This window comes from Mycolicibacter sp. MU0083 (assembly GCF_963378075.1).
Taxonomy (GTDB): Bacteria; Actinomycetota; Actinomycetes; order Mycobacteriales; family Mycobacteriaceae; genus Mycobacterium; species Mycobacterium kokjensenii.
Genome location: NZ_OY726394.1, coordinates 4,249,877 through 4,270,229, shown reverse-complemented (window position 1 = coordinate 4,270,229; position 20,353 = coordinate 4,249,877). Strand labels below are relative to the sequence as shown.

At 63.2% G+C, this 20,353-nt stretch carries 15 protein-coding genes and 1 pseudogene; 7 read left to right on the top strand and 9 right to left on the bottom strand.

All coding sequences use genetic code 11. The features are described 5' to 3' along the window. Positions 1-54 precede the first annotated feature (54 nt). Positions 55-1,245: an adenine-specific methyltransferase EcoRI family protein gene (locus RCP38_RS19660; RefSeq protein ID WP_085111335.1), complete on the top strand. Its 1,191-nt coding sequence runs from the start codon at positions 55-57 to the stop codon at positions 1,243-1,245. A 2-nt stretch (positions 1,246-1,247) separates the two neighbouring features. Next, complete coding sequence (locus RCP38_RS19655) at positions 1,248-2,414, top strand: GmrSD restriction endonuclease domain-containing protein (protein WP_085111334.1); 1,167 nt, start codon at positions 1,248-1,250, stop codon at positions 2,412-2,414. Between the two features lie 98 nt (positions 2,415-2,512). On the opposite strand, the gene RCP38_RS19650 is transcribed toward RCP38_RS19655, so the two are convergent. After that, the gene (locus RCP38_RS19650) at positions 2,513-4,687 is read right to left on the bottom strand and encodes an ATP-binding protein (RefSeq protein ID WP_308477430.1); all 2,175 of its coding nucleotides are present in this window, start codon (positions 4,685-4,687) and stop codon (positions 2,513-2,515) included. Positions 4,688-5,001: 314 nt separating this feature from the next. On the opposite strand from RCP38_RS19650, the gene RCP38_RS19645 reads away from it, so the two are divergent. After that, complete coding sequence (locus RCP38_RS19645) at positions 5,002-7,089, top strand: serine/threonine-protein kinase (RefSeq protein WP_085107270.1); 2,088 nt, start codon at positions 5,002-5,004, stop codon at positions 7,087-7,089. 562 nt (positions 7,090-7,651) lie between these two features. On the opposite strand, the gene RCP38_RS19640 is transcribed toward RCP38_RS19645, so the two are convergent. The 4 genes from RCP38_RS19640 to RCP38_RS19625 form a co-directional block, all read right to left on the bottom strand. Beyond that, positions 7,652-10,738: an MMPL/RND family transporter gene (locus tag RCP38_RS19640; RefSeq protein WP_069404055.1), complete on the bottom strand. Its 3,087-nt coding sequence runs from the start codon at positions 10,736-10,738 to the stop codon at positions 7,652-7,654. A 96-nt stretch (positions 10,739-10,834) separates the two neighbouring features. Continuing rightward, positions 10,835-11,260: a DUF6188 family protein gene (locus tag RCP38_RS19635; RefSeq protein ID WP_069404066.1), complete on the bottom strand. Its 426-nt coding sequence runs from the start codon at positions 11,258-11,260 to the stop codon at positions 10,835-10,837. 76 nt (positions 11,261-11,336) lie between these two features. Next, a complete protein-coding gene (locus RCP38_RS19630) occupies positions 11,337-12,011 on the bottom strand; it encodes a TetR/AcrR family transcriptional regulator (RefSeq protein ID WP_069404054.1) in 675 nt (224 codons plus the stop codon). Then, positions 12,008-12,457, bottom strand: a complete 450-nt coding sequence (locus RCP38_RS19625) for a PaaI family thioesterase (protein WP_051562215.1) — start codon at positions 12,455-12,457, stop codon at positions 12,008-12,010. Before RCP38_RS19625 ends, RCP38_RS19630 begins: the two co-directional genes overlap by 4 nt. A gap of 156 nt (positions 12,458-12,613) precedes the next feature. Here RCP38_RS19625 and RCP38_RS19620 point away from each other — a divergent pair, with 156 nt between their 5' ends. The 4 genes and pseudogenes from RCP38_RS19620 to RCP38_RS19605 all read left to right on the top strand — a co-directional run bounded on the left by RCP38_RS19620 (position 12,614) and on the right by RCP38_RS19605 (position 15,542). Next, on the top strand, positions 12,614-13,273 hold the full coding sequence (locus RCP38_RS19620; RefSeq protein WP_069404053.1) for a TetR/AcrR family transcriptional regulator: 660 nt from the start codon (positions 12,614-12,616) through the stop codon (positions 13,271-13,273). 488 nt (positions 13,274-13,761) lie between these two features. Then, on the top strand, positions 13,762-14,157 hold the full coding sequence (locus tag RCP38_RS19615) for a MerR family DNA-binding protein (RefSeq protein ID WP_373692405.1): 396 nt from the start codon (positions 13,762-13,764) through the stop codon (positions 14,155-14,157). Next, positions 14,154-14,459 (top strand): annotated as a pseudogene (fdxA, locus tag RCP38_RS19610) (ferredoxin); the annotation flags it as partial. The gene RCP38_RS19615 and the pseudogene fdxA, both read left to right, overlap by 4 nt. Positions 14,460-14,570: 111 nt before the next feature. After that, the gene (locus RCP38_RS19605) at positions 14,571-15,542 is read left to right on the top strand and encodes a bile acid:sodium symporter (protein ID WP_308474566.1); all 972 of its coding nucleotides are present in this window, start codon (positions 14,571-14,573) and stop codon (positions 15,540-15,542) included. A gap of 310 nt (positions 15,543-15,852) precedes the next feature. Here the strand turns inward: RCP38_RS19605 and RCP38_RS19600 are convergent, their stop codons facing one another. From RCP38_RS19600 to cmtR, 4 genes are all read right to left on the bottom strand, one after another. Continuing rightward, positions 15,853-17,091: an IS256 family transposase gene (locus RCP38_RS19600; protein ID WP_308474565.1), complete on the bottom strand. Its 1,239-nt coding sequence runs from the start codon at positions 17,089-17,091 to the stop codon at positions 15,853-15,855. 302 nt (positions 17,092-17,393) lie between these two features. After that, positions 17,394-19,664, bottom strand: a complete 2,271-nt coding sequence (locus RCP38_RS19595) for a heavy metal translocating P-type ATPase (protein ID WP_308474563.1) — start codon at positions 19,662-19,664, stop codon at positions 17,394-17,396. Positions 19,665-19,686: 22 nt separating this feature from the next. After that, positions 19,687-19,968 carry a DUF1490 family protein gene (locus RCP38_RS19590; protein WP_308474562.1) on the bottom strand — a complete coding sequence of 94 codons (282 nt, stop codon included), beginning with the start codon at positions 19,966-19,968 and terminating at the stop codon, positions 19,687-19,689. Between the two features lie 35 nt (positions 19,969-20,003). Continuing rightward, on the bottom strand, positions 20,004-20,336 hold the full coding sequence (cmtR, locus tag RCP38_RS19585) for a Cd(II)/Pb(II)-sensing metalloregulatory transcriptional regulator CmtR (protein WP_308474560.1): 333 nt from the start codon (positions 20,334-20,336) through the stop codon (positions 20,004-20,006). Positions 20,337-20,353: the final 17 nt, after the last annotated feature.

The following is a 20,353-nucleotide window of genomic DNA, read 5'->3' as shown; positions in this document are numbered from 1 at the left end:
CCCACAGATACGCCCCGCTACCAGCGGAGGAGTCCAGCCTGCCCAGGAGAGAGTATGACGACGGCCGCGCATCGCACCTCAAGCTTCAAGGCGGCTAAGGCGGCAAAGAACGACGAGTTCTATACGCAGTGGGCGGACATCGAGCGTGAGGTGAATGCATACCTTGAGTTCGACCCCGACGTGTTCCGGGGGAAGGTGATCTTGCTGCCCTGCGATGACCCGGAGTGGAGCAATTTTGCGAAGTTCTTTGCCCTCCACTTCATGGATTTCGGTCTCAAGAAACTCATCTCCACCTCTTATGCCCCCGACAGTAACCCGGCGAACTTCTCATATGAGCCCACGCTCTTCGAGCTGGACGACCCGAAGTTCGACGCGGCGAAGACCCGCACTAACGGCAAGAAGTTCATCCTCGAGCCGCATGACTTGAACGACGACGGCGTCATCAATATCGACGACTTGCAGTGGGAGTACCTGGAAGGCGACGGAGACTTCCGTAGTGCTGAGGTGACCGCACTACGCGACGAAGCGGATATCGTGATCACGAATCCCCCGTTCTCGCTATTCCGCGAGTTCATGGCATGGCTGATCAAGGCCGACAAGAAATTCTCAATCATCGGCAATCAAAACGCCATCACCTACACCCAGGTCTTCCCTCTAATCAAGGGGAACCGAGTATGGAAGGGCGCGACCGCAAACACCACGGACATGGTGTTTGGCGTCCCTAAGGGAACGAAGGTGAAGCCGGCTGACCAGGCCAAAGCAGAGCGGATGGGGTATCCCTCCGACGAACAGTACGCCTATACCAGGCTCGGCAACTCATGCTGGTTCACGAACATCGAGCACGGTCGTCGTCACGAGCCAATGCAACTCATGACGATGGCCGACAACCTCAAATTCAACAAGAAACTGATAAACAAGCTGGACGGCGGAACCGACTACGTGCGCTACGACAACTACGACGCAATAGAAGTGCCATTTTCGGATGCTATCCCGTCCGACTACGACGGAGTGATGGGCGTACCGATCACCTGGCTCGACAAGTACAACCCCGACCAGTTCGAAATCATCGGCACGAACAGGTACACGACGCCGCACGGAATGTCACAGAAGTTCGTCGACGACTACTATGCATCAGGTCAGAAGGGGCAGATCAGCGAAGGCCACCCCGACCTCTGCTACTACGACTTTCACGGCCGACCCGTCGTGACGTATGACCGCATTCTTATCCGCCACAGGAGGATGTAGAGGTGAAGACCGAGCTGAAGCACTACACGGTCGAGGAGGTCCTGGAGGGCTTCGTTTACAACGAACTGGAGGGCAAGGGCCTGTTCGGGCTCGACGGGAAGCTCGTCATCCAGCCGGAGTACCAACGCAACTACATCTACAACGACGGCAAGCGCGACGTCGCCGTCATCGACTCGTTGCTCAAGGGGTATCCGCTGGGGCTCATCTACTTCAACGTGGAAGGCTTCACGCTCGAAGTCCTCGACGGCCAGCAGCGCATTACCAGCGTCGGCCGCTTCGTCACCGGCAAGTTCGCCATCAAGGTGGACGGCAAGGAGCAGACGTTCTCGTCGCTGCCGATCAACCGCCAGCGCATGATCCTCGACACGAAGCTCGACATCTACGAGTGCGACGGGACAGAGGACGAGATCAAGGCCTGGTTTCAGACCATCAACATCGCTGGCGTCCCGCTCAATAAGCAGGAGCTGCTTAACGCGATCTACTCCGGGCCGTTCATCACGAAGGCCAAGGCCGAGTACAGCAACTCCAACAACGCGAACATGCAGAAGTGGCAGTCCTACGTCAACGGGGACCCAAAGCGCCAGCAGATCCTCGAGGAGGCGCTGGACTGGGTTGCGTCCTCGCAAGGACTGAGCATCGACGCCTACCTCGCTCAGCACCGCCTGGACCCAGACATCGCCCAGCTGAAGACCTATTTCAACTCGGTCATCGACTGGGTCGGGAGCGTCTTCATCCGACCTCCGGACCGGGAGATGCGCGGTCTCGAATGGGGCCGGCTCTACGAAGAGCACCACGGGACCTCCTACAGCGCGACGAAGATTGAAGCCCGCGTCAACGAGCTGCGTGCCGACCCTGCGGTGCACAGCGCGAAGGGGATCTACGAGTACCTGCTCGGCGGTGAGGAGAAGCCGCAGCTGCTCGACATCCGCCTCTTCGACGCGAAGGACAAGCGAGTCGCCTACGAGAAACAGACGGCGAAGGGTAAAGCCGATGGCGTGTCGAACTGCCCACTGTGCGCGCTCGGCGGGGACAACAACAAAGCCCGGATCTACAAGCAGAACGAGATGGACGCCGACCACGTGACCGCCTGGTCTAAGGGCGGCGTGACGGACCTGTCTAACCTGACGATGCTGTGCGTGATGCATAACCGCGCCAAGGGCAACAGGTAGCGTCCCGCCAGGAACTACGTGTCGTGACCCGGGAGGCGTTGACGCTGTGGCGGCTTGAAATCGGGAGGACCTCCTGGCGGAGTGCACGCGTGTAGACGTTAGAGGGTCTTGATCTGGGCATACAGACTTCGGAGGGCGACGTCCGACATATCTATGATCGGCTCGTACATGAATGAATTCACATGAATGTTCTCGGGGGTCATCAGGACCACGCTGTCGAGTGTCGCTGTCGATTGCGACGTCCCGCAACTGCGGTTCTTGAACGTGTTGAAGAGGACTGCAGTCTGATTCCCGGCGATTGCATCCGTGAAGGTCGGGTCGTTCAGCTCCCCGACCATGAACTTCTCCGCCTGCAGCCGCGTCGCGATCGAAAGCACGATCTTGTTCTCGAAGTTCACGCCTTCGTCGGCTTGCAGCGCGAGGTCGGCCTGCGCGTGAATGAGGTCGATCACAGGATCGTTCGCTGCGTCCCACGCCTGAGATTCGTAGCCGGGGAACGTCTCCTGGAAGATGCGGTCGAGGTCTCCGTTCGTGATGCTGAGCGAGTCCTGCTTCCAGTGCAGTAGCGACGTGAGCTTCATGTAGTCCGGGTCGTCGGTGCCCTTCGTGTACTCGAGGATGTTCCGGACGAACGGGATAGACGCCACCCGCTGCATTCCGTCGCTGAAGAAGTTCAGCTTGAACGCCCGGATGAACGGGTTGTTCACGTGCTCGGCCTGACTGAGAACGACCTTCGCGTCACCCCTCTGCGCCATAAAGCACTGCTTGTACGTGACGACGCCACGACTCAGGAGGGTCCGAAAGAAATCGAAATTGTGAGTTAGGAGAATGAGCTTGAAGTTTGCGTGTTCGGCCATTTCCTTGAGGTACTGAATGATCGCGTACTTGTTCTTGTAGTCGAACGAGTCCGCGAGGTCGTCGATCACGAACAGAGTTTCGCGCCCGGAGGCCTTGCGGGCTTCCATCTCGAACAGCACGTTGAGGATATAAAGCGCCTTCTTCTCGCCGTTGCTGAGTACCGAGAGGAGCTCCTCGCGCGCAACGTCCGTCGACTCATCGCCCTCCTCGAACTTGAACACGAGTTTGAGAACGTCCTCCTGACCTAACGTGACCCTGTGCTTGTTCTCGGCGCGGAGCCTGAACGGCACAAAGAACCGGTCGTTGAAGATCTCGATGACCCTCTCCCATTGGGTCCGCTCGTCCGCCGCCGCCTTCTCGATCTCCTTCCGGCGCACCTCGCTATCCGCGAAGCAGGTGACTACACGTGTGAACAGCTCCTCATGCGATTTCAGGTACGACTGCCACACCTTCTGCCGGAAGAGGTTGATGTTCGCGAACTCCGGGAGTAGTTCAACGTGCTCGGAGACGTAGGTGAAGAACTGCCGAGTGCTCTCGTTCCGCTGCAAAGCCTTCTCAAGGAGATTCAGTTTCTTGCGCAACACCTCATCATCGGTGATCCGCCGCTTCTCCTCGGCTACCAACTCCTCGAACTCTTCAGGGCTCGTCACGGTGCGGGACTGGCCCGAGCCCCGGAGGACCAATGAGTGATTAGCCGCGAAGAAGCCGTTGGCTCCCAGGCTCTTCGTGACGTTCTCCGCGTTGTAGTAGCTGAAGGTCTCACGGCTGAAGAACGTGGACTCGTCCAATAGCTCGTTCCAGCGTGTCACGTACTGAGTCAACACAGATTGCAGGTCCTTCGACTGAAGGATCGCGTCGAGCTTGTCGTTAAACAGGACGTCATATGGCAGATCGGAAAACCGGGGCTCGTCGAGGGTGTCAACTTCGTACTTGGTGCGCATGAGCGCCTCGAAGAACTTGTCATCTTCGGGCATGAATGCCTGCGAGACAGTCCGGCTCACGTCCTGCTTCGTCCCAGACTGCGCCTTCAGGGCAGCGACCAGCACCGCGCGGGCAGCGAGCAGATCGGCTTGCAGGGCCTCGTATTCCTTACGCAGCTCGGCGTTGACGAGGAGGGTCGATGCTGACTCGCTCGGGCCGAGATCCTCGTCGTAGGAGAGCACGACTACCACGTCCGCCGGGTCGATCTCTGCGCCGGCCTCATCGGTGATGCTTCGTTGCGACTCCCGGTCGCGGAACATGCGGTCGATAGTTTCACCTCCTTTCGCGAAGTCCTTGAACGTCTGCGCCAGGGAGGTCTTCATCGTGCCGTTGGGCGCGTAGACCGCAACCGCATTGCCAGGCTTGAAGTCGAACGTCACGTTGAGCTCCCGGATGCCGTGACAGTTGGTGAGGGCGACGTCCAGCTTCTTCATGGCCGCCAATGTAGACGGCGGTCCCGACACTTGAAACCGCTCAGCTGCACGTCGAAGCGTCCAGCCGTCATCAACGACGCATCGAGCCAACCGCCGACGACCGGTTTCGGACAAAGGGGAATTACGGTTGAACCACGAAGACCTCCGAGATTGGTGAGCGTTCCTAGACAGCTCGCACTCCACTCGGAGGTCTCGTCTTGTCACCTCACCACGCCGTCACCAACGTCCGTGGTCAATACAGCTAGACCTCAGCTCAGCTGATCGCTATCGCGGGCTGATCTGAACCCGTATGAGGTAGCGGCTAGCATTCGCCCATGCCGTTGCGGATTGGCGAGACGTTCGCCGGATATAGGATCTTGCGGTTGTTGGGGTCCGGCGGGATGGGCGAGGTGTACCTCGTTCAGCACCCCCGGTTGCCTCGCCGGGATGCGTTGAAAGTGCTGCCGTCGTCTTTGACCACCAACGAGGAGTTCCGTCAGCGCTTCGTCCGCGAGGCGGAGCTGGTGGCCACGCTGTTTCATCCCAATATCGTCGGGATGCATGATCGCGGCGAGTGTGACGGGCAGCTCTGGATGTCGATGGACTACGTCGACGGACCCGACACCGCGAAGCTGGTGCGGGAGCGGTATCCGGCCGGCCTGCCCCTCGACGAGGCCATCGCGGTCGCCATCGCGGTCGCTGATGCACTTGATCACGCTCACGAGCGGGGCTTGCTGCACCGGGATGTCAAGCCGGCCAACATCTTGTTGGGCCAGACCGATAGCGGGGGGCAGCAGCGCATCTTTCTGGCCGATTTCGGTATCGCACGCCCACTGGCTGATCCGAGCGGGCTGACGGGGACGAATCTGACAGTGGGCACCGTGTCTTACGCCGCGCCGGAGCAGCTGGCGGGTGAGGAACTCGATGCACGGGCTGATCAGTACGCGCTGGCGGCCAGTATTTTTCACCTGCTGGCCGGGGTGCCGCCGTTTGACAAGTCCAACCCGGTCGCTGTGATCAGTGCGCATCTGAATGCGCCGCCGCCGCAGATCAGTCGCCTGCGCCCGGAGTTGGCCCGCCTCGATGAGGTGTTTTCGACCGCCCTAGCTAAAGACCCCGCCCAGCGGTTCGGGTCATGTCGCGAATTTGCCGCGGCACTGACCGGGCATGCCAGCGCCGAAGGCGAATTCGGCGCTGCCAAGACGCAGCAGGCAATGCCGACAGCCAGCCGGGGTGGCGTCTCTGAAGGTGGCCGAAATCGCCTAGTTGGCAAGACGAGTGCCATCGCTGCGGTTGCAGTGGTCGCAGTGGTCGCGGCCGGGGTTGTCGGTTACACGATGACACGGGACAGTTCACACACACCGGTTCCCGGTGAACGGCCCGGAAGCCTAAACCAGCCAGCCAACCAAGGGCAGCTCGAAGGGACGCAGGCGACTGCTCGAAGCGCCGCGGAGGCGCTGAAGGCGTCGATCCCCGAGATCACCAAAATCGTCGACGTCGACGAGGACAACGACCCGAACGAAGGAATGATGGGCCGGCCGAACGGCTACGTCGCTGCGAGTGTGGTCTATGACTCGCGGTTGGCGTGCTCTGAGCTTGGCATGGAATGCGGGGCCACGATTGAGCAATGGCCAGATCAGGCTGCGGCCCAACGTCGTTCCGCTTACCTCCAGGCAGTCAGACAAGGGGGGATCCTGGGTCGGGAGTGGAACACAATCAGAGGCCCACTGTTGTTGCGGGTTGCCGGTGACATGAAGCCCTCGGAAGCCAAGGAGTACGAGACGGCCTTCTTAAGTGGCGGCACCGGTTCGGCTCCTGCCGCTGCGCCCCAGAGGGTGAGCAAGCCCGAAAACCCGGCGATCGGGACCGTGGGATCCGGGTTCGGGCAGGATGGCAAGAGCGTAATAGGGATCGTGATTGCCACCACGGATAACTTGGGCGCTGTCGGTCAGTTCGCCACAACCTCAATAAACTTTCTGGACCATGCCGGCAACATCATCGATACCAAGGAACAAGTCGAGCGGTTTTCCTGGCCGGGACAACAGCTCGTCTTGCCAACTGCCGTTTTCCTAGAAGACCCTGAGACGACGGTCGCCTCCATCGAGTCCTCGATCTCGATCAGCGACTACTCCGACCGACGTAAAGCACGTCCTGAGCTACCTATGCTCAATGCGGAGTCGATCACCAAGAACGCCACGGGGAAGTGGACCCCGGTTTTCACATTTACCAACTCCACCGCCGAGGATCTTGTTGACCTTCGCATCGGGGTAGTCTGCTACGACGCGACGGGCTCGATCATTGGCGGTGGCTCGGAATATCCGAAACTCGTTGCGGCAGGTAAATCGATCCGGATCGAGCCGAACCGGATCGTTACCAGCGGTGAGCCCACCAGCTGCAAGGCGTTGCTCAACTACGGCCTCTGAGGATGCGGTAGGTGGGACTCCAGTCCACCCGATCTACGAACAGAAGCGGGGTTACGGCCGCCTTGGGGCATAGCGGGCGCGGTTCGAGCGGGGCAGCCACAAGGGAGTGCTTGAGTGGTCCCACGAGACCAATGCGCCGCGCGAAGCCCGAATTGAAGGTGCGAACGGGTGAAGCGAACTAAAACGCGAGTCGGCTCGTTGTCATGCGACTCGACGACGGCCACGCCATCTACAGCTAGTACGTAGTCGTAGGAATGAGGCGGTTCGTGAGACCAACGGCAATGCACCGACAGTGAGACAGACTGGATAGTCGCAGGTCGAAGTGTCAGGCGTTGAAGTGAAAAGTGAGAACCTACACCTGATGTAGGTTCTCACGGAACGTGGCGGAATCTCACCGTTGTTGGCGGAATGATGGCGGATCCGCCAGGTTCGTGAGACAAGAAACGAGACAGCGCAACCTGGAGCGATGCCGGACCGGTAGGCGGTTCCTGGCATCGTCTCGTTTCTCTAGATTTGAGACGGGCGGCGGCGAGGCGAGCATGGCGGGGTTTGGCAGGTCTGTTTATCTGGGGGAGGTGACTGCCGTTGGGGGTTGGTTTGTTGGCGCACGTTGTGGCCACCAGCTTGCTTCGCGGAGGAGTGTGGCGATGGCGGGCACGGTGAGGGTGCGTACGAGGAAGGTGTCGAGCAGTAGTCCGAAGCCGATGATGAGGCCGGCTTGGATCATGATGGCTACCGAGCCGACCATGAGGCCGAACATGCTGACGGCGAAGATCAGGCCGGCGGAGGTGATGACGGCGCCGGTGTTGGCGACGGTGCGCAGCACTCCGACGCGGATGTTGCTTCCGGATTCTTCGCGTAGTCGGGAGACCAGCAGCATGTTGTAGTCGGCGCCGACGGCGACGAGGATGATGAACGCCAATAGAGGTACCGGCCAAGCGATTTCGTGACCGAGGATCCACTGAAATACCAGGACGCCGAATCCGATCGAGGCGAGGTAGTTGAGCAGGACGGTGCCGAGCAGGTAGATCGGTGCCAGTAGTGCGCGTAGCAGCAGCACCAGGATGAGGCCGACAATGACGGTGGTGGCCAGCGCAAGTTGGAAGAAGTCTGCCCAGAGGAATCGTTGGATGTCGGAGTTGACGGCGGGGAAGCCGGCGACCGAGACGGTGGCCTCAGCCAGGGAGGTGTTGGGGCGCGCGGCGTTGGCGACGTCGGTGATCTGGTGGGCGAGGTTCATGGCCTCGACGCTGTAGGGGTCGTAGCTGGTTTCGATCATGAACCGTGCTGTTTTGCCGTCTGGTGAGAGGAATTGTTTCGCGACGTCGGTGAATTGGCGGTTCTCGAAGGCGTTGGCCGGCAGATAGAAACCGCTTGCTGAGTCGGAGTCCTGGGCGGCGCGTGCAGAGTTCTGGAGTTGGGTGGCGATCTGGCTCATCCCGGAGAGCATTTCGATGTTGCTGTCGGCTAGGGTGCGCACACCGGTGGCCAACGCTTGGGCTCCGGAGGCGAGTTGGCCGATCCCGTCTTGGAGGCGGCGCAGGTTGCTGGCCAGGTCAGCGGGGTTTCCCAGCGCCCCGAAAGCGTTGTCCAGCGAGGTGACGGCGTTTTGGACGGTGGTGAGGGTGCCGGCGACGGTGGCATTGCTGGCGGGGTTGTAGCGGTCGCCGAGGTCGGCGATTTGGGTGAAGAATCCGTTGTTGCGCAGGGTGGTCAGGATCTGTACTTGGTCGCGGATCTGGGCGCATTGGGGTGTGGTGGCACACCACGGCGAGGTGTTGAGGGCACCGACGAGCGGGTCCAAGGTGGTGATGGCGTGTTGTGCTTGGTCGGCCAGGGGGCGTAGGCCGGGGCCGGCTTGGATGGCCTGATCGACCGCAGGGGCGGTCGCTGAGAGTTGTTGCAGTAGTGGTCGGAACTGGTTGACCTGAGCGCCGGCGGATTGGGCTTGCGTGAGGATGCCCGCCAGGGGGGTCAGTGCGGTGCGCACGGTGGTGTCGAGTTGGGCCAGTCCGCCGGCGAGTTGATCGGCGCCGTCGGTGAGTTTGGTGAGGTCGTCGCGGCGAGCGTTACCGTCGGCGACCGCGCCGGCCATCTTGTCTCCTATTTGACCGTTTTGCCAGGCCAGTTGCGCTTGATCGAGGCGTTCCCCGGTGGGGCGGGTGACGCCGGAGACTTTGGTGACACCGGGAACCTGGGAGACGCGGGAGGCCATTTCGTCGAGGTCGGCCAGTCCTTTGCCGGTGCGCATGTCGGTGGGGTTCTCGACGACGAGGAATTCGGTGATGACGACGTCTTTGCGGAAGTGGCGGTCCAACAGTTGGTAGCCCTGGTTGCTGGCGGTGGTGGCGGGTTGGCCTTTGCGGTCGTCGTAGCTGATTTTGATGGTCGCGGCTACCGCTGACAGCGCGAGCAGGATGACGAGGCTGACGATCAGCAGTGGCACCGGACGGCGCACCACCGCGACGGCGACACTGTTCCAATAGCGGCGGGTGCGATCGGATTTGGGTTCACCGATGCCCCGTTTAGCTGCCAGTGCCAGCACGGGCGGTAGCAGGGTGACGGTGGCCAGGAAACCGAACAGGACCGCGATGGCGCATGCGGGGCCTAGGGCGGCGAACACGCTCAAGCGGGCGAACACCATGGCCAGGAAGGCCAGGGCCACGGTGGCGGCGGAGGCCAGGATGACGCGGCCGATGCTGGCGGTGGCGTGGATGATGGCCTGCTCGGCCGGTACCTGGGCGCGGCGCTGCTCGTGGTAGCGGCTGATCAGGAACACGGTGTAGTCGGTGCCGGCGCCGAGCAGGATCGCGGTCATGAACGCGACGGTGAATTGTGAGACCGGCATGCCCATCTCGCCCAGCGCGGACAGGACGCCGCGCCCGACGGCCAAGCTCAGCCCGATCACCAGCAGCGGCAGCAGCGCGGTGAACACCGACCGGTAGACGATCAGCAGGATCAGCGCGATCATGGCGGCGGTGGCGATCGAGATCAACAGCAGATCATGCTCGGCGGCGGCGATCATGTCACTGAACGTCGCCGGCGGCCCGGTCACCTGCGCGGTGGTGGACGAACCGGCGAACACTTCTGCGGTGATGTCCCGCACCGCCTGGACGGACTCCGCAGCGGTCGGGTCACCCAGCGTGCCGCTCACTCCCACCGGCAGATACCACGATGTGCCGTCGGCGCTGACAGCCTGGGCTCGGGTGACCGGATCGGCCAGCAGATCCTGCACCAGTAACACGTGCTCGCTGTCTGCGCGCAGTCGTTCCAGAAGGCGGTCGTAGCGCTGTTGGGTCGCCGGGGTCAGACCGGCGGGGTCTTCCATGGCCACGAACAGCATGGTTTTCGACCCCTGCTCGTTGAAGGCGGTACTCAGCCGCTCCACCGTTTGCAGCGACGGGGCGTCGCGCGGAATCAAATCCACCGACTGCTGGCGCACCACCGTTTCCAGCTGCGGGAACAGCAGCGCCAAGACGATCGCGGCGCCGATCCACACCCCGATGGTCAAGGCTTTGTGCCGCACAGTGAATCGTCCCAACGCTGCGAGCCGAGCGCTGTATTCACGGCTGGACGCGGGATCGACGGGAGTCTCGCGCCGGGCAGCGCGGGCCGGTGTTACCGAAGAGCCTGCCGTGCGGTCGGCCACCGAACCCCCTAAACGATCAACGATACTATTGGTATCGCTACGCTACATTATGTAGCGAATATCGGATAGTCGATGGGGTCTGCAGCCAGCGGTGGCTTATCGGTTCACGATGTTGGCGTCGTCGCTTTCGGGGATGTCGTGTCGGACCACGCGGACACGCCCGTGCGGCAGACAGGCCATGTAGCCGTGCCGCTTGCCGTACAGCTCCCACGCGGTGAACTGCTCGTCGGGGTCGACGTCGATGCGGTGACCACGGGAGAAGCCCAGGTGCAACCCCCCGTCGTCACCGGACCAGGCCTGGGTGCACACTGCGCCGGCCAGGTTCAGCAGCGGGCGCTCGTAGACCGAGATCTGCAAGGGATTGATGAGGACTGCCTCGGCGGGAAAGCGATCTGCTGCGGGCAGAGTGAGCAGCAGGGGGCGCGAGATGACGACTTCGTTGTAGTCGTCCAGGTCGAGTACCAAGCCGTCGCGCACCGAAACCCGTTGCACGACACAATCTTCGATCCACTGGGTGTACATGGCGTTCTCCTTCGACGCATCATCGAGTCGCACCCCTAAGGGTACGGCAGGTATCGCTGCGATACTAGGAGTATCGTTACGGTTCCTCGGAGTGCGCGGCGGCGCTGTCGAGTAGCCGATGAACGGCCCGGTCGATGCGGTCACGGGTCTCCTCGGCGGACACCCGCCCGCTGATGAAGGCGAGCAGGTTGGCCAGCCAGATGTCGGAGATGAGGCCGGCGACAACCAGATGTGTCGGTGTCGGCTCGCCCGCGCTGAGGGTGCGGGCCAGCAGCGTGTGGATCGTTGCGGCGGCAGAATCAAGTTCCGCGGCGGCGCGGGTGTCGGCCGCGGCGAAAGCCCGGGTCATGGCGTCGGTCAGCAGCGGCTCGCGCTGCCACCGGCCGTGCAGGTGGCTGGTCAGTCGCTCCAATCGCTGCCGCGGTGTGCCGGCACCGGTTGTCCAGGTCCCGGCGACGTCGAGACGCTGAAATTCTCGACTCAGCGCCGCGACCAGCAGATGGGTTTTGGCCGGGAAATAGCGGTACAGCGTGCCCACGGCCATGCCGACGTGCTCGGCGACCGTCCGCATGTGCACCGCGTCGTAACCGCCGGTGGTAGCTATAGCCAGGGCGGCATCCATGATGGCCTCGCGACGACGGGCCGAGACGCGCGAACGCGGCACCCCGGCTGCGTGAACCTGATCGGCAACCGAATACTCCTCGTCGAGCCCGGTGGGCGTGTCGCTCGCTCGGGCGCTGGCGACGGTCATGGTGTGTGATCGCCGCCGCGGCGCGAGAACTGCTCGAGGATCTCCCCAAAACCGCTGATATCGCCGTGGGCGGCGAAATGTGCGGTATCAACCACGATGAATACGGCCGTCGCGGTGAACCGGGTGGCCCCTTCGCAGGTGCCGGTCGCCGCGACGTGCAACGCCCGACCCTCGCGGGCGCTGATGTGCGCGGTGATCCGGTGGGGCCGGTGCAGCGGTACTGGTTGCAGATACTCCACCGTCAGACTGCGCGTCACCGCAGGCGTGCCGGCGATCCACAGCGTGAAGCCCAGCACGTCATCGCAGGCCGCGGCGACGGCCCCACCGTGCGCCAGGCCGGGGGCTCCGATGTGGCGCTCGTCGAATGTGACATCGGCATACACCGAATCCGCACTGCGGTAGACCTCCACATGCAGGCCGTGCGGATTGTCCGGACCACACCCCATACAGGTCGGGGTATGAGAAGGCAGCCGTTCCGACGGCACCGCACGATCTGACACAGAAACGCTCCCGCTACTTCAAGTTTCGCTGCGCTACTGGTAGTACCACAACTGCTAGACTTCCCGGTGCGACATCGCCGAAATCGACCGCCGAGGTGACCCGTGAGCGACAGCAATCAGCCCTCCCTGCCCGATGATGACGACATCGATCCGCGGCGGATCCGGTCACGGAATCGACTATTGGATGCTGCGGCAACACTGTTGAGCACCGGAGGCGTCGAGGCCGTCACTATCGATGCCGTCACCAAAGCATCCAAGGTGGCCCGCACCACCCTTTATCGGCATTTTCAGAGCTCGTCGCATCTGCTTGCCGCCACCTTCGAGCGGCTACTACCGCAGGTAAGCACACCAGCACCGACCAGCGGTTCCTTACGCGAACAACTGATCGAGCTGCTCAGCCGCCAAGCCGCCCTGTTCAACGACGCCCCGCTGCACGTCACCACCCTGGCATGGCTCTCACTCGGCCCCACCGGCGCCAAAGAAGAGACCGACAACAGTCACGCATCCGGGGCACTGCGGGCCCGCGTCGTCGACCAGTACCGCCAACCGTTCGACGCCATCCTCACCAGCTCGAAAGCCCACACCGAACTCGGCAACATCGACCGCGACCTCGCAATTTGCCAACTCGTCGGACCCCTCGCATTCGCACGCATGACCGGCCTGCGCACCATCACGCGCGACGACTGCACAACCCTCATCGACAACTTCCTCGCAACCCACCGCAGAGCCGCCACCCCCGCAGACGTACGCGAAGTCGTTTGAACGGACCCAGGGTGACATCGCCGGCGGAAGCTCACGACGACGCGTCAAACCACGAGATCTGAGACAAGTAATGATTCGACTCGAATTTCTAGAAAAGAGACAGCACCAATCGAACGATGCGCCGTGCCACTTGGACCGCGTTGTAGGTAATGAAGCGGTTCGTGAGACAAACGGCAAGGCGTCGACAGTGAGACGATCTGGATAGCCGCAGTTCAGAGCGTCAAGCGCATGCAGCGAAAAGTGAGAACCTACACGGCTGTAGTGTAGGGTCTCACCGCTGATGTCACTTTCTCAGCGGTGGTGTCACCTCGGTGTCACCTATCTCAACTCATGTCATGCGGGTGGGGGTATCGGGGCGCCCGATCAGGCGCCCAGCCATTTGTGGGCCTTAGCGAACTGCAGCGCCATTGACCTTCTAGCTAGATTGAAGGTTTAGTGTGCGCGGTGTGACTCGAATGCGGATTTCCCAGCTGGCACAGCGTAGTGAGGTGCCGGCAAGCACGTTGCGGTTTTACGAGTCGGTGGGGTTGCTGCCGGCAGCGCGCACCAAGTCGGGGTATCGGGTTTACGGCGAGGATGCGGTGCAGCGACTGAGCTTCATCCGGGCAGCCAAACGGGTCGGGTTGCCGTTGGACGAGATCCGTGAACTGCTGGTGGTTTGGGATGAGGGTGCCTGTAGGGATGTACGGGCGCGGATGCGACCGATGATGGCTGCCCGTCTCGATGACGTGGCCGCACGGATCACTGAATTGCGCCGGTTCGCCGAGGTTCTCCAGGACGCCCTCGATCATCTCGACGCCCTGCCTGATCGGCCCGAGCCGTGTAATGCCCAGTGCAGCTTCCTGCGCTCGCGGCAGAGCCAGCCGACGGTGGCCGTGCGGTGACCTACGTGACCGCGAAGCCGTGCGTGGACGTCAAGGACCGGTCCTGCGTCGAGGAATGCCCAGTGGACTGGATATACGAGGGCGCCCGGATGCCCTACGTCCAGCTCGACGAATGTGTGGATTACAGGGTCTGCGAACCGGTGTGCTCGGTGGAAGCCATCTTCTACGAAGACGATCTGCCCCAGCGATGGGCGGGTTTCGCCGCGATCAACGCGGAATTCTTTTCCGAGCTGGGCTCACCTGGCGGTGCTGCCAAGACCGGCCCGCCGCCCTTCGACCAGCCCCGGATCAGCGCCCTACCCCACTCAACCGCAAACGACCAACGGTGGCGCTTCGCCCGCCGGGTTCTCCGAAGCGGAGAACACCACATTGGTCACCGATAAATCCTGTACCGAAAGGATATTGGTTCTCCCATGCATATCGTTTCGTGGTTGGAACGCCATCAGATCGCCATCTATCTCGGTGGGCTAGTGGCTGGCGCGGCTGCCGGTGCGGCGGCACCGTCGGCCGGCCACGCGTGGGAGGCTGCGATCTATCCGGTGTTGGGCGCGTTGCTGTATGCCACGTTCCTGCAGGTTCCGTTCACCAAACTAAGTGCAGCGTTCCGTGATGTGCGGTTCCTGGCTGCACTGCTGGTGGTGAACTTCGCGGTGGTGCCGCTGGTGGTAGCCGCGCTCGTCAGCGTGATCTCGCTGCCGCAGGCCGTCCTGCTCGGCGTGCTACTCACCCTGCTGACACCCTGCATCGACTACGTCATCGTGTTCTGTGGTCTGGCCGGAGGAGACGGTCAGCGTCTGCTTGCCGCCGCTCCGCTGCTAATGCTGGCCCAAATGCTGCTACTTCCGGCGTTCCTGTGGCTGTTCGTCGGCCCGCAGCTGGCCAACATCGTCGACGCGGGGCCCTTCATCGAGGCATTCCTCATCTTGATCGTGGTGCCCCTGACCGCGGCGTGGGCCACAGAAGCCTGGTCGGGACGACACCGTAGCGGCCACGCCGTCGCGACAGCGATGAACGCGGCGATGGTCCCACTGATGACTGGCACCCTGTTCGTTGTGGTGGCCAGTCAATTTCCGAAGATCAGTCACGACCTCGACCAGGTGCTGCACGTGATACCGATCTACGCCAGTTTCCTGGCCATCATGGCGGCTATCGGCGTGGGGACCGCCCGGCTTCTCCGGCTCGACACCGGCCGATCCCGTGCCCTGACCTTCTCCGGAGCCACCCGAAACTCACTGGTCGTGCTACCGCTGGCCCTCGCCCTGCCCGAAAACTACGCCCTCACACCGGTCATCGTCGTAACCCAAACCCTCGTCGAGTTGCTTGGCATGGTCGTCTACGTCCGCGTCATTCCTCGCCTTATATCTCGGGAAACTCCAACCCAATAGCGGCCATGGTCGCCCGGCAACTGCGTTCGCCATTCTTGGGCAACCGAACCCTGCTGAACTACCGCAGATCTCGCGTCTAGCCGAATGCGACAGCGGGACACACCATTCAATAGGTCTTGCGTGCAACGCAGCGGACGCCACACCACGGCTGCCGCAGCCGATGGTCCGCTTGTCGTCACGACGAACGTGTCCGTCGACAGGCAGGGCGATCATCAGACCTGGCATGCGACCACCGCGATAGTGCCCCTTGGGATGGTGGACTTCGGATCGGCGTGAGTCACGCGTGGTGATCAACGAGTCGCGGTGAATGCTAGGCGATTTGGCGTTGGTCGGCTAGTGGTTCGGCCGCTAGCTGTTTGGCGGCGATGACTTTGCGCAACTCGGCCATGGAGACCTCGGATAGGTAGCGGCGGGTGACCTGCCATTCGTCGTGGGCTTCGATGACCACGGCAGTGGCCAGGCGCAGGAACGCGGCCGGGTTGGGGAAGATCTCCACGACATCGGCGCGGCGTTTGATCTCCTTGTTGAGCCGCTCAATCGGGTTGTTCGACCAGATCTTCTGCCAGTGCGCTTTCGGAAACGCCGTGAAGGCCAGCACATCGGTCTTGGCGCCATCCATCATGACAGTGACCTTGGGAAACGCCGACTTAAGCGAGGCGGCGACCTGATCCCATTGCGCGGCAACATCGGCGGGGTCGGTGTGGGCGAAGATCGTCTTGACCGCCGCGGTCACCGCCGGGGCATGCTTGGCGGCCACGGCGCCGTGCAGGTTACGCATGAAGTGCACCCGGCAGCGTTGCCAGGCTGATCCGCTGAACTGCTGGGCGACCGCCGCCTTGAGGCCGGCGTGGGCATCGGAGATCACCAAGTGCACCCCGGCGAGACCGCGGGCTTTGAGCGAGGCCAAAAACTCACGCCAGAACTCGAACGATTCACTGTCACCGACGGCGGTCCCGAGGACTTCGCGGGTGCCATCGATAGAGACCCCGGTGGCCACCACCAGGGCTTGGGAGACCACGTGGGCACCGACACGGACTTTGCAGAACGTGGCATCGCAGAACACGTACGGGAACGTCGTGTGGGTCAGGCTGCGGGTGCGAAACGCCTCGATCTCGCGATCCAGACCTGCGCAGATGCGCGAAACTTCCGATTTGGAGATGCCCGAGTCGACCCCGAGAGCACCGACGAGGTCATCGACGTTGCGGGTCGAAACCCCGTGCACGTAGGCCTCCATGATCACCGCGTGCAGGGCCTTGTCGATGCGACGCCGACGCTCCAGCAGAGACGGGAAAAACGATCCGGCCCGCAGCTTGGGGATCTGCACTTCGATGTCACCGGAGGTCGTCGACAGTGCCTTGGGCCGGTGCCCGTTGCGGTGGGTTTGGCGGTCACTGCTGCGCTGGTAGCGGCCGGCGCCGATCTTCTCGGTGGCTTCGGCCTCAATCAGCGCCTGCAGCCCGGCACGAATCAGCTCCGCGAACACCGCACCGGAATCAGCGGCGGTAAGCGCGTCGAGCTGGGCGAGCAAGGCAGAATGATCCTGGGTCATCGCGTCGTGTGTCCTTTGCTTGAGTCACTTTGGTCGGTAACTCACTGACCACTACGCGATGACCCACCCCAAAGCCCCCAACGACACACCAGAGCCAGTCCGCCCCGGTCAACCGCAGGACCGAAACCCCACCACCCCAGGGGACTTACCCACCACCGCAGCCGTAGGTTGACGTCAAGTCTGCTGTTTGGGCCTGATACGCACTGCATTCGTTGACGCATAACTCCACCACGAAGCCCTGATCGCAGCGACCAATGGTCGGGCGTTCGGCCGGGTTCAGGGACGTGTGTGGCGTGTGTCGATCACGTCAGGGGTTTGACCCGGCCGGCGCGTATCCCGTTGGCGATGATGACGACTTCGGCGAGTTCGTGGACCAACACGACTGCGGTCAGCCCGAGGGTTCCGAACACCGACAGTGGCATCAGCACGGTGATGATGCCCAGGGACAGTCCGACGTTCTGCAGCATGATCTGGCGGGCGCGGCGAGCGTGTGCCAGTGCTTGGGGCAGGTGCCGCAGGTCTTGGCCCATCAGGGCGATGTCGGCGGTTTCGATCGCGACGTCGGTTCCCATGGCGCCCATCGCGATTCCCAGATCGGCGGCTGCCAGAGCCGGGGCGTCGTTGACGCCGTCGCCGACCATGGCGGTGGGCCGCTGCGCGCGCAGTTGCCCAATGAGGCGGGCCTTGTCTTCGGGGCGCAGCTCGGCGTGGACGTCCGGGATTCCGGCCTGGGCGGCCAGGGCGACGGCGGTGGCGTGGTTGTCGCCGGTGAGCATCACCACCTGGTAGCCGTCATGGCGCAGCGTAGCGATGACCTCGACGGCTTCGGGACGTAGTTCGTCACGTACGGCGATCGCACCCAGCAGCTGGCCGTCGCGCTCGAGGAGAACCGCGGTGGCCCCGTCTTGTTGCATGTGCGCCACTTGATCTGCGAGGTCACCGGGGCCGAGCCAGCCGGGACGCCCTAGGCGGATCGCGTGTCCGGCGACGGTGCCCGTGAGCCCCGCCCCGGGGACTGCTTGCACGTCGGTGGCGGGGATCCGGGCAGGGACTTCGGCGAGGATGGCGGCGGCCAGCGGGTGTTCGCTGCGGGCCTCTAGGGCGGCCGCCAGCGCGAGCACCTCCTCGCGGGTGGCGGCATCGGTGGTGGCGACGTCGACGACCGTGGGCCGGTTGGCGGTGAGCGTTCCGGTTTTGTCCAGGGCGATGCCGCCGATGGTGCCCAGGCTCTCCAGTGCGGCGCCGCCCTTGATCAGCACGCCGATTTTCGAGGCGGCACCGATGGCGGCTACCACCGTGACCGGCACGGCGATAGCCAGTGCGCACGGCGATGCCGCGACCAGCACCACCAGTGCGCGCTCGATCCAGATCGCTGGGCTGCCGAAAATGCTGCCGAGCCCGGCGATGGCTGCCGCGGCGATCATGATGTTGGGCACCAGCGGGGCCGCGATTCGGTCGGCCAGGCGCTGGCTGGCGCCTTTGCGGGCCTGTTCGGCTTCCACGATGTGCACGATGCGCGCCAGCGAGTTGTTCGCGGCGGTAGCGGTGACCTCCACCTGCAGCACCCCGGTGCCATTGATCGCCCCGGCGAACACCTCCTCGCCGGGACCGGCCTCGACCGGCACCGATTCTCCGGTGATCGCGGAGAGGTCAAGCGCGGTGTGCCCTGCGCGGATGACGCCGTCAGTCGCCAGACGCTCGCCGGGTTTGACGATCATCTGATCGCCGATGCGCAGATCGTCGGTGGCCACCACGGTCTCGGTGCCGTCGCGTATGACAGTGGCCTGATCGGGCACCAGCGAGAGCAGGGCACGCAGGCCGCGGCGGGTGCGCGCCACCGCGTACTCTTCCAAGCCCTCGCTGATGGAGAACAGAAACGCCAGCGCGGCGGCTTCCCCGACCTGGCCGAGCCCGACAGCACCTGCTGCGGCGATCGTCATCAAGGTGCCGACCCCGACGCGACCCTGGGCCAGTCGCCTGAGGCTGGCAGGCACGAATGTGGAGGCACCCACCGCCAACGCAAGGACCTTCAATCCCATTGCGACGGGTCCAAAGGGGGTGACCCAGGCGGTGAGCGCCGATGCGGCCAGCATCGTCCCGGACATGGCGGCGCGCCGCAGCCTGACGACGTCCCAGGGTCGCTGCGGTTCGGGCGCGTTCTCGTCGTGCTCGCAGCAGCCATCGTCCGCGGGCCGGGGTCTGGGTGCAACGCCGGGCGTACCCGACCGGATTCGTTCGCTCCAGTCGATGACCCGCTGAGCAGGGCCTGCCCAGCGGTCCTGTGTCGACCGAGCGGCTATCGCGTCCGTGGTGCCGTACCCGGCATCGGCGATCGCCGAGAAGATGGCGGCGTTGTCGCACTCCCGCGGAGAGAACCAGATCACTACCGACGCGGTACGAGGATAGGCCTGCACGTTCTGCACCCCGGGTACTCGGGTGACCGTGTCCTCAATCGCCGCGGCTCTCGCCGCGTCGAATTGAAATCCTTGGGCGCGTAGACGCATTCGCCCGGTTGTAGACGACACCACGGTCAACTCGACCGCGCTGTCGGGGGAGGCGTCCGTGGTCAGCATCGTCAGGCCTCACTCGCGAATGTCAGCAGCAGTCGTCGTCGGTGCAGGCGCCGGCCGGCGGCGGTGCTTCGGCACCGATGCGGTCGCGAGCCTCGGCGACCACGTCGGCAACTTTGAGCCGGGCCGACTCGGCCGCGATCTCTGCGCGTCGGGTCCCGCGTAGCCCCCACTCCGTCGCCTTTACCGCCGCCCGGTGGACCGGGGCCGCACCCGCGGCTTTGCGCAGCGCCTCATACGCGGTCACCCCGACCAACCCGGTAGCGACCGTCTGGGTCGCCTTGACCCAGAACCCAACCGGAACCATCACAGTCTCCCTTCGCCGTTGTCCAGAAACATGATTCAGCTCGTCGGAGCGTGCTCGGCAACGCAGGGCTGGTCGGTGTCCACCGCTAAGACCACCTGCACCAACTCGCCCAACGCCCGTGCCAAGTGAGCGTCGGCCAATGCGTACCGAACCTGCCGGCCCTCATAGGTCGCGATCACCAGGCCACAACCGCGCAGGCACGACAGATGATTGGACACATTCGACCGCGTCAACCCCAGATGCGATGCCAGCTGTCCCGGGTAGGAAACCCCGTCCAGCAGAGCCACAAGAATCCGGCAGCGCGTCGGGTCGGCTAGCGCCCGGCCCAGTCGTGCGAGCGCCGATTCGCGCATCTCACAGGTCAGCATAGCCAGAACAGTACAGT